Origin of the sequence: Pseudoalteromonas sp. MMG012 (assembly GCF_018100875.1) — a bacterium.
Taxonomy (GTDB): Bacteria; Pseudomonadota; Gammaproteobacteria; order Enterobacterales; family Alteromonadaceae; genus Pseudoalteromonas; species Pseudoalteromonas aurantia.
On the sequence record NZ_JAGJEF010000107.1, the window covers coordinates 1 to 11,499 of the forward strand.

7 protein-coding genes and 1 pseudogene are annotated in these 11,499 nt (G+C 41.8%); 4 read left to right on the forward strand and 4 right to left on the reverse strand.

Annotation, left to right across the window (positions count from 1 at the left end):
• Positions 1-72: 72 nt before the first annotated feature.
• A complete protein-coding gene (locus J8L97_RS21260; RefSeq protein WP_211052634.1) occupies positions 73-1,236 on the reverse strand; it encodes an MFS transporter in 1,164 nt (387 codons plus the stop codon).
• 160 nt (positions 1,237-1,396) lie between these two features.
• On the opposite strand from J8L97_RS21260, the pseudogene J8L97_RS21265 reads away from it, so the two are divergent.
• Positions 1,397-2,364: pseudogene (locus J8L97_RS21265) on the forward strand (LysR family transcriptional regulator).
• Positions 2,365-2,434: 70 nt separating this feature from the next.
• Here J8L97_RS21265 and J8L97_RS21270 read toward each other — a convergent pair.
• Positions 2,435-4,291 (reverse strand): S8 family serine peptidase, encoded by a 1,857-nt coding sequence (locus J8L97_RS21270; protein WP_211052635.1) that lies wholly within the window; start codon positions 4,289-4,291, stop codon positions 2,435-2,437.
• A gap of 288 nt (positions 4,292-4,579) precedes the next feature.
• Complete coding sequence (locus J8L97_RS21275) at positions 4,580-4,807, reverse strand: hypothetical protein (RefSeq protein ID WP_211052636.1); 228 nt, start codon at positions 4,805-4,807, stop codon at positions 4,580-4,582.
• A gap of 268 nt (positions 4,808-5,075) precedes the next feature.
• Between J8L97_RS21275 and J8L97_RS21280 the strand changes: the two genes are divergently transcribed.
• The 3 genes from J8L97_RS21280 to J8L97_RS23850 all read left to right on the forward strand — a co-directional run bounded on the left by J8L97_RS21280 (position 5,076) and on the right by J8L97_RS23850 (position 11,020).
• Positions 5,076-6,878 (forward strand): S8 family serine peptidase, encoded by a 1,803-nt coding sequence (locus tag J8L97_RS21280; RefSeq protein ID WP_211052637.1) that lies wholly within the window; start codon positions 5,076-5,078, stop codon positions 6,876-6,878.
• Positions 6,879-6,888: 10 nt separating this feature from the next.
• Positions 6,889-7,314: a hypothetical protein gene (locus tag J8L97_RS21285; protein ID WP_211052638.1), complete on the forward strand. Its 426-nt coding sequence runs from the start codon at positions 6,889-6,891 to the stop codon at positions 7,312-7,314.
• Between the two features lie 469 nt (positions 7,315-7,783).
• Positions 7,784-11,020: a collagenase gene (locus tag J8L97_RS23850; RefSeq protein ID WP_211052639.1), complete on the forward strand. Its 3,237-nt coding sequence runs from the start codon at positions 7,784-7,786 to the stop codon at positions 11,018-11,020.
• 252 nt (positions 11,021-11,272) lie between these two features.
• On the opposite strand, the gene J8L97_RS21295 is transcribed toward J8L97_RS23850, so the two are convergent.
• A partial coding sequence (locus J8L97_RS21295) for a hypothetical protein (protein WP_211052640.1) occupies positions 11,273-11,499 on the reverse strand: 227 nt, incomplete at its 5' end.

Consider the following 11,499-nt stretch of genomic DNA (forward strand, 5'->3'; position numbering starts at 1 on the left):
TGAGAAAAATAGCTTTATTGGGCAAATTCGCTTATCCAAAGCTGAGGTTAAATATTAATAGAAAAACAACTTTTAACTTTGCAGTCTCTTGGCTTCAGCGTTCGTTGAAATAACAAACAAAAAACTCACAAAGAACACGATTGCACAGCCATACAGCATCACAGTGAACTCTCCATCCACAAGTAAACTTGACGCAAATAGCGGTCCAGTCGCTAAACCCACAGAAGTAACAACCACAGCCATCGTTGATAGCCTGCCCGTTCGATCCATTTCTGCGGTGATGGCCAATAAGTAAGATTGAACTGCGGGCCATGAAAAAAACAATAAAGCCATAGCACCAATATAAAGCGGCGTGTAATAAGAAAAGTTAAGTAAAATAGCAGCTATCATGGATAAGGTTATACCGAAAATAATCATATATTTACGCTCAAAATGATGACCACTAACCACCGGTAACATAGCTCCTAACAACCCCAATAACCCCGTAATTGCAATATATAAATTGGCCTTAGTTTCGACAATATCTGCACTGTGACCAATCAAACCAACATAAGTCCAAATAGCACTGGCCGCAATTTGATAACAAGTAATTGCTAACAATAACAGTATCGCTCGGCCTGAGACCCCAACCAACATCGATGATTGCCGTTGTGGTAGCGCTTTCTCTGGAAGAGATGGTGCATACATGAGCATTATTAAACTCATTAACACCAAACTTGCCATAACATAAAAGACGGCGTAGGCATTAATTTTTTGCTCCAAAACAGGAAGCAAATAAATGATCAAGGATCCGACGCTAAATTGTATAAATAGCACAGTGCCAAACGCCGCATCAGGGTTATTTAATTTAGCAAGGGTTGCAAATGCAATACCCACACATAGCCCGCCTACCACACCTGCGAAGAAACGCCATACTAACATCATGGTGTAATCTTCCACCCACCCAGTGCCGAAGTCCACAGCAACCAATGTCGCTAACAGTACAAACATCACCGGCCGCCAACGAATTCGTCTCACCAGAAAAATTGCCACAAGACTGCCAACCAAACCACCGTAACCATTGAGTGCAACAATTTCACCCGCCTCTACATCCGTAAACCCAATCCCGCCTGCCAGCGCATTTACAACTCCGGGCAAATAATTAATATACGACAACCCCGCCATGGCAATAAATGCAAACAGTACATAGCTCATGGCACCCGTGATAGATACGCTCGCTAACTTAGCGTCCTTCATCCAACCTCCTTCAGTTAGACTGAATATTTTGTGTGTATATAAATTCTATGCAACTGAAAATAAATAAAAAACAGGTAAAAAAACCTATCTATCATGAATATAATTCACAAATTTTCCATGCTATATTAAGGTCATTGAAGTGGCTTTGTGGGACGATATTATGGATAAACTGCGTGCATTAGAGGTTTTCTTAGCCACATGTGATGGAGGAAGTTTCGCTGAGGCCGCCAAAACGTGTAATACCGACCCATCAACGGTCAGTAAAGCGATTGCACGCTTAGAAGCTCAATTAGAATTAACGCTTTTTCAACGCTCGACGCGGAAATTGCGCACAACCTCAGCGGGAAAACGCTACGCAAACACGGTCCGTAAAATGCTCCAAGATTTAAGCGCCTGCGAAGAAGAGCTAAAACAGCGTAATGACTCACCCTGTGGTATCTTAAGCATTAGCGCAGCGGTGTGCTATGGTCACTTATATCTTCGCCCGTTACTCATGGCTTTTTGCCAGCGCTACCCCGACATTACATTAGACTTTCAAGTCAGTGATTTTCATGTGGATATTATTGATGCTGATATAGATATTGCATTACGTACGGGTTACATCAAAGACAGCCGCTTAGTTGCCGGCGACTCAGTCCAATGGACTTCCTGATTTGTGCGTCGACGCAATATATTAAAAAACACGGCATCCCCCGTTGCGCCAATGATTTTCATCAACATAATTGGATTGGTTTTCGCATCAAAGAAACACAGCAATTACAACCTATTTTCTTACCAAATGAAGAAGGTGAATACGTACCGTACGAATTAAAGCGCAGCCATATTACCGATGACGGTGAAGCAATGGCACACATGTGTGCGGATGGTTTTGGGTTTGCACAACTTCCTCACTTTCTAGCCAAAAAAGGCTTAGATTCAGGTGACCTGATATCACTTTACCCTTACTTTAGGCCTCCTACCCCCGATAATGGCGTCTTTGCGATTTATACAAAACGTGATTATTTGCCTGAAAAAGTCCGTGTTTTTATCGAGTTCATCCAATCGTCTTTAAAGGATATGGACGAAACAACGAACCATACATGGGCTGAGAATTGGCAGCCATTAGTCAATTTTACAACAGCATCTTAACCAATTAAGGGGGCTTCCCCCCTTTTAATTTCGTTCTTACGCTAAACGCGATACAATAAAGTAATCAACGCTATAAACTTTTCTTTTTTGTTACTTTATTTTTGTGACCAATGACTCGCAATGACCAGTTATTAATAACACCAACCGTTTTATTGTTAGCCAATGGAATTTGTTTGACACCATCATTACTCCAATTGATACTTCGGGTTTGATTGCTCACATCTGTCACATGAAGCGTCCATTTACCATTGACGGCGTTCGCTTTCTCGTCCCAAAACTTGTAAGAGAGCATTAAATGGTCACGATAACCTCGATACTTTTCTGTCAATGGTTGGTTTTGTACCTCTGCAATATGACGACTCACTAAATTATTGTAAGGAGACATCAAGATGCTACGCGTACCGTTGGGTGACTCCAGTTCAATCTTTAAGTCAGATAAACGTGTATGGTCAATATCTAAACGAACTTGTACCGCCTCTATATATAAATCATCCTGCACGTCAATTTCAGCTGTAGCAGGCGTCGAATCATCCGCAATACCAATGCTTAAATTTTTGCTATCAATACCATACCAGGGTGTTTTAACTAACTCTGATGGTAAATTTTCGATGGCATAACGCCGTATCAGTTCAACCGCTTTATCTATATCAGGTAAACCAAAACCATAAATTGGGCTATATTCAACATTGGCTGCATTTTTAGTCCAACTCTCCAATGCAACGCTGCCATTCAACACAACCTCTGAACGTGCTCGGTCCACCTTGGTGGCCGTTTGTGCCAATAAATGGCGTATATCTCGTGCCGTAAGATTATGCTGCTGTTGATCTGCAGCAGATAGCATAAGCGCAATTGCCCCCACGGTATTCGGTGCCGCAGATGACGTACCCGACATTGTGTGAGAGTAGCCGTATTCTATACCGTCATTGTCTAGGACCGAACAATCAGTCACTATATCTGGATAAGCCCGTTTATAATACTCACAAGAGAAGGTTGTTGTCGTATGACCCGGAGTAAACCGGTCGTTCCCGCCTGGCGCTGTCAAAAAGATACTACTGCCTACCGTTGAATAAGAAGAAAGTACCCCATCTGCACTTATTGCACTGACCGGTAAATTCCAAAAATTGGCACTTTCATAGTCTGCATTAGAATTTTGCCATGGCAACCCTGCATTATCATCAATAGGCCAACCAGCCCCAATATAGCGAGGGCCTTCGGCAGATGTTTCAAACAATGCGGTGCCTTGATAGCCATTTCCTGCGGCTTGAACAAAAATGGCCGTTCGTTCATCTGCTACAGTTTCATCACTGTGCTTTGTGATTAACGATACTTTTTCAAACACTCGCTCCATACCTGGGTAGTTTAGCTCTGCGCCCTCATGCGTGTAAGGCACGCTCATAGCCCAATCTACTCCATAGCTTTTATTAAAAGCACGGATATTTTTCGAGCTTTCATGATCACCGTGACTCACTCGCCACTCATCAAAACTACGTCCACCAGAACCATAGTAGGAAATCACTTTTGCTTGCGGTGCAACACCACGCACCCCAATTTGATTCTGGGTAGCGGCAATGATCCCCGCAACCTTAGTACCATGTGAACCAAAACGAGCACGGGAATCAACATCTGGGTTTTTTATCAAATTGTCTGTTAAATCAGGGTGATCCATATCGACCCCTGAATCGATGACCGCCACGGTCACGCCATGACCTTTATGCCCCCAAATATGACTTTGCCATAAATTGAGGTCAATACCCGCCGTTGTGCCATTTAATGTACCCTTGTTGAGTAAATTCCATTGCAGTGCTAAAAGTGGATCACCATTGGGATCTAACCAACGATTCTCATAATCTCGATCTGTGGTTGCTTGCGTATTTAAAGCCACTAACACCGCGGCACTTAACACGCCTAATTTTCCAATTTTGAACATAAACAATCCTTTTTTCATTATAGTGAGTATCTCAAACACCCTGCATACAACCGGAAATACATCAGCACATAACCCTCCTAAACAAGTTTACAAGCCAGCTTCAGAGTGTGTAGATATCTATTCTACCGATGTGTTCCTAAATGATGAACGTAATACTAAAACGGACATTTCGTCAGAAAATAACAACGCGACAATTGAAAATTGCAGAATCATACTGGCTACGTCATTTTTAAAACCTTCCTTGGTATTATCGTCACTTATAAACATCAAACAACAGCCCAACACTGCTTAGCCGTTTTCACATACATTGGCTTCATAATTATATCTTCCACCCAAATCCAAGCATTCATCTAACTGAAAAAAATCACGGAAAGCACTGCTACCCATAAGCACTCCACTAAGCAACAGTCCAATGAAACTACAGATCCCCAGAGACTTTCGCTTTTTAAACAATGCGATTCCCCCCGCAATAAGTGACAATAAAAACAACAAAATACTGCATATAACCCAAGTCATATTTTCTACCATAAAGAATAATTGATACCTGATTTTACAGTCTACGCCTACGCTTTTAATCATGACTGAATTAGTGACGGTTAAAACTACAAATACCAAGTTTGTGTCTGTTTACACATCACCTTATCCGGATAATTGAATGAATAAACACAAGGAAAAGCGTGGATTAAAACACTCACACACAAAACAAAAAATTAACCTTTTTCTTTCTTTAAAACCCAAATAAGGTACGATATTAGCTGAATCAACAGAAAAGATAACAATCAATATGAAAATAAAATATGCGTATATTGCAACGGCAATCGCCCTCGCAACTTCCAGCAACGCACTGGCTAGTGTCGAGTATGTACTCAGAGCAGGCGACCCTCTCACCAGTCAGCAATGGCATTTACAAAATACTGGGCAAACCGCTTTTTCTGAGCGAGGTGGTAAAGTCGGCGAAGATATGAACTTAGATTTAACTCATGCGTTAGGTATATTAGGTGTCGGTGTAACTGCGGCAGTCATTGACGGCGGTGTACAACTCGATCATCCTGATTTAATAAACAATATCAAACCTGGCTCTTGGGATTTTTTAACAAACTCTGCCAACCTAAAACCCAAAGATGCCAATGACACTCACGGCACTGCTGTCGCCGGCATTATTGCAGCTTCTGCATATAATGGTATTGGTGGTCGCGGTGTCGCACCTCTCGCTGGAATTGTTGGCTTTAACCTATTAAAGAAATGGAACGAAGCCAATTGGTTGCAATCTCATGGCTTATATTCAGATGGTTTTAACCGTGCTTCATTCGACTTCCCTCGTGTATTTAACCAAAGTTACGGCGGTGCTCGTACTTCACCACAAAGGTACAATTACGAAATCACACTTTGGTTAAAAAGAAACGATGATGCTCAAGAAGAGATCACCCGCCACTCTCATGGTGGAAAAGGGGCAATCTTTGTAAAATCTGCGGGGAACAGTTATCAGTCTCAATCTATTACATTAAAAAATTATGGTAGAGGGCGTATTTATTTTGACGAGAATAACCAAGGCCTTCCAGTACAAAACTCTAATTTAGAAAGAATGGACGCAACCTATTGGAACCTAGTGACATCTGCATACAATGCCGATGGCGTGAAATCATCTTACTCAGAAGTCGGATCTAACGTCTTTGTTTCAGCCCCTGGTGGGCAATATGGTACAACCTCCCCTGCCATTATTACCACAGATTTGACCGGCTGTGATAGAGGGCGGAACCCTGCTTATGGTCGTAATGCGTTACATCGTGGACATGAGCTTGACCCTACCTGTGATTACAATGCTCGAATGAATGGCACATCATCTGCAGCCCCCAATGTTGCAGGCGCTATTGCACTTATCATGTCAGCAAACCCTGCGCTTAATTGGCGTGACGTGCGACATATTTTAGCCGCTACAGCACGCAAAATCGACGCTGAACATTCCGGTGTATCACTGAATTTCAGTCATAAAAATGGTGATTCGTATAACTACAATGCAATTCCTGCATGGCAAACTAATGCAGCTGGGTACCACTTTCATACTTTTTATGGTTTTGGTGCCGTTGACGTAGACGCTGCAGTTAATATGGCTCGGTTTTACTCCACCCCCCTCCCTCCGCTTGAGATCAGTGTATGGAACAACATAGTTGCCAATATAGCGATTCCTGACGGAAATATCACAGGGGTAGCCAGTCATTATCAGCAACACGAAGATATCACCGTGGAAGCTGTGCAAATTCAATTGACTGCGCAGCATACCAGTACGCGCGACGTTGCAGTCGAACTTATTTCTCCCTCTGGCACTCGCAGTGTGTTAATGACCCCTCGTACCGGCACTATTTTTGGCCGCTCTGGTTTTACCGAAACGCAAATGCTGTCGCATAACTTTTATGGTGAATCAGCAAAAGGCACATGGACATTACGTTTGATTGATACTCAAGGCGTAGATGAAAAGTTTACTTTTAATCCTTCGGCCAAAGGAGAACCAAATATTCGCTTTACACACAGAAATAACACAGAAGAGGGCACGTTAAACTCTTGGAATATTCGTTTCATTGGTCATAAATAGGAGATAAATCATGAAATTACTACTCATTCCCGCGTTACTACTGATGACCCAAGCAACCGCTGACGAATTATTAGTTGCCGAGCCGGTGGAGTTATCCCAGCACACATTTTCGGCTAATGGTCAAACGTTTGCGAAAGTTGCTCAAGATGCGCCTTCCACTGCACTATACAAAGGCGACCAAGTTGCAGAACTTCATTCACATGAAACATATACATTAACAGGTGAGATCATTGTGCACTTACCCACCTATGTTGTGGCACAACACGTCGCCGAGTCATTGGGGTACACTCTCAGCTACACTCGAGGTCAACGTGCCATTTTTACCATTGACGATACCGATACTAATTTATCGATTGCACTGACTAAAACACTCAATTTGGATAGTGTCATCTCCGCACAGCTGGGTATGAAACCTGATGCCATTGAAGCTGAATAAGCAATGATCTCTGGCGAGTTTACGCGCCAAATACTTTAGCTAATAAATTAAGCCGTGCTTTGATGTTTATCGAGCACGGTTTTTTTATTATTCAAATAAAAAACATCTTTTGGTCGTTTTTATTTCATAAATGTTACTTTTCAGGAACTGATAAACAATTAACAGGACTGTAAATCAATAAATTACACCGTTTAATCTAAAACCATTAATTGTTACATTTAAATGTTTAAAAAATTGCATTTTTGTGAAATTGCATTTTTGTGAAATTGCATTTAGTATATTTTATGCTCAATTTACTTTGTATAAAATATACCAAATAAGAAATGGGCATTTAGCTGTAATCATTAAAGAAAAACATATAATAAAATATAAGGATTTGAACAGTGAGAAAATTTTTAACACCGATTATGTTGTTCACTACTACAACGACATTGCGCAGCAATAAACAAATAATGTGGGAAGATAAATAATGCGAATAATAAAAACACTCCCGCTCTTATTACTCACAACGTGTGTACAAACAGCATTAGCTTCTTCGAACCCACCGGCTGTAGGCATCTCGTCATCAGCCACGGATGCTGTCGCGCATGCCAAAGCCAAGAATACAACCTCAGCAATCGCTTTACATGCTGATAATTACAGTACCCCTGCTGATGAAGCACATGCACAGCACGTAAAAATGCACGCTGTAAATACGGCCGCATTAAACACAGCAAATGCAGACACAACAAACTGTAACGACAACGCTTTTGTCACTTCTGGTAGAAACTTGCTAACCCAAATAAAAACACAGAGCTATGATTGTGTGGGCCGTTTGTTTACCGACGCATCTGATACTGTGCGTTTAGGCACTTTTACACAAGCGAATATCATCACCGTTGCAAATGAAGCAAAAGCAAAAGCGCTTACTTATAATGGGACCGATGCCGATCAATACATGCAGGCACTGCAATATTGGATCAGAGCATTTTACTATTATGGCAATCGAGAGTTATTGACACCTGAAAACCAACAAGCGACTAAATCGGCATTAGATGCCCTATTCGCCAACAGCCATATGTATGATAAAACAGCAGAAAATGCCAAAGTCATCGAGCTTGCCGTTGTTAACCTCAACAATGCAAGCTTGCAAGAAAAATACATGCCTATTGTACATCAGTTACTGGACCGTTATGACGAGTCTTATGAAGAAGTTACAGGCTGGGGAGACATATTTGCCGCAGCAATTTGGGGGATCCCAAATGCCTGCGCGCGTTTTGCTGATTGTCGAACTGCTGAACATACCACTGCATTTATTACCAAGCTAGGTAACTTTATTCACAATAATATCAATTGGTTAGACAAAGGCGCTACAGATTACCATTTGCATAACTTAGGTTATCAATTAGGTAACGTATATAGCGGCAAAAATGATAGCCACTTTTCTTCAATACAAGCAACCCTTGTCAGTGAAGTTAATAAAGTATTCAATAGTTATGGTCCGCTAGAAGCAGATAGCGGCAGAAGAGCATACCTACAGACACTTAACGCGGTGAATTATCGGGGTAAATGTAGTGAGCATAATGTCTGTAGTAAAAAAGATGAAATCATCTCTAGTGTATTAAAAGACCGCATCAATTGCCCTTCTGGTACATTATTTATGTGGGCACAAGATATGAATCAAGCTCAACTAGATTGGGCATGTAGTTCATTGCGTAGTCATGAAGAGCATTTCCACACAACACTAAAAACAAATCGTATTCCTGTCACACCTGATGACAATGATCTATTAAGAATGGTTGTATTTAACGACGCATCTGAATGGCGTATCTATGGCGGCGTTTTATTTGGCGCAAGTACTGATAATGGAGGCTTATATTTAGAAGGCGACCCAAGTAAAGCTGGCGACCAAGCAACATTCTTTGCCTATGAGGAAGTACCTGCTCGACCTATCTTTGATATTTGGAATTTGCGCCATGAATACATTCACTATTTAGATGGTCGATTTATCACTCAAGGTGACTTTAGAGACGTTAACGGCGCGGGTAAAACCGTGTGGTATGGCGAGGGCATAGCGGAATATATTTCTCGCCGTAATTGTAATGACGGGGCAGCAACAGAAGCAGGCAATGCGACTCATAACATTAGTACCATCTTTGGCAATGAATATGGTGTTGGCCAAAATCGCATATATTCGTGGGGATATTTAGCCTCGCGTTACATGTTTGAGCGACAAAATACCACATTTTTTAATATGTTAGACAAATTTAAAGTGGGTGATTACGCATCTTATCGCACCAGTATGGTCGATAGCTGGATCTCCAATAAAACCTTTGATGCCGATTTTTCAAATTGGTTAACGACCGTCACATCATCAGGCTGTACAGTAGATAATACCAGACCACCATCGCCGATTGAACCCATTGATATCGGTGATATTCAAGGTGATGAGTTACCAGGCATAAACGCATGTGCATTGAATCGGCCGCGTCAGTCAAGAGATATTTCAGCGGGCAAAGCGATATGCATCGAAAACAAAGCAAATAACCATCAGGTACAACTTGGGCTCAATGTACCTGTTGGTCTGGTTGATGTCAGCTTAGAAATCACATTACGCCATGGTAGCGGTAATGCAAACTTACTACATCGCTGGGATAAACGACCTAACAGTACAACGTATGATCATATCTCCAACGGCCCCTCAAACAATGAAACAATACTGGTCCCTAATGTAAAGGCAGGTTGGAACTATATTCACGTGCCAGCAGATAGTGAATTTACAGATGTCACTGTACTCGCTCGATACATACAAAATGGCGCACCGATTGATGACAATATATTAGTCAATGGTGTCAGTAAAAAGGTATCAGGACAGAAAAGTGAAGAAGTCCACTTTACCATGCAAGTACCAGCTAACGTAGCGACCTTAACCTTTGATACCAGTGGTGGTACAGGTGATGCTGATATGTATGTAAAATATGGTGCAGCACCAACAACAAATAGCCATGACTGTAGACCATACAAAGGGGGCAACGTTGAACAATGTGTCATGGATAACATTCAAGCTGGCACGTACCATATTATGCTACGCGGATACGATAACTTCACTGATGTGAACCTTGTGGGGAAATATACGACAGGGAATAACAACGCTGCACCGACAGCATTAACCGATGGCCCGTATTCTGGCAATGTTAACACCGCAATAGCAATGAGTAGTAATAACTCCTCAGACAGTGATGGGTCAATAGCCAGTAGAGCATGGGATTTTGGTGATGGATCAACAAGTAGCTCTACAAACCCAAGCCATACGTATAGTACCGCTGGCACATATACAGTGACACTCACAGTCACTGATAATGAGGGCGCCACAGCCAGTACAACCACAACAGCAACTATTAGCAGCGCTTCAAACGGCAATTCACTAGATAATGGCGTCGTAAAACTCGTATCAGGTACGACAAATGAAGAGTCGATTTATACTTTGGTTGTGCCTGCTGGTGCTAGCAATTTAACCATTACAACCAGCGGTGGCAGTGGTGATGTCGATATGCACGTTAAATTTGGCGAAGCACCTACCAAAGCAAGTTATGACTGCCGCCCTTGGAAAGTCGGCAGTAATGAGTCATGTACGATTAACAATGTACAAGCTGGCACATACTACATCATGCTACTCGGTCACAACAATTATACGGATGTTCAATTAGTCGGTAACTACACGCCTTAAAAAAGAACTGTTCCCTTTAATTTAACGCCACTCGTTCAAACACGCGTGGCGTTACATATACAAAGCCATTTCTTTTTCAGATAACACTGATATATGAGTTACGCTCGATCACGTAGTCCCCATCACAACCCAAATACAAATTACATGCTAATAAACAACACACAGATACGATCACAAACACCACAAGATCATCATCTTCGTCGCCCTGAACTTGATTCAGGGTCCATACGCTTACTTATTCTATACTGCCACTTAAAAATAGTAGATTCTGACCTGCGTCAGAAAGACGATAGTTGTGGCATATCCTCGGTTATTCTTTAAGCGGTTATGCGGTAAAAATGGTAACAAACACGACAGGATATGTAAGCACAAAAAACAGGAGACATGACCATAAACAGCACTCGATGCGTGACTACAGAAATAAGATACACCACAAGCTTTATCATCTTCGTCGCCCTGAACTCGGTTCAGGGTCCATA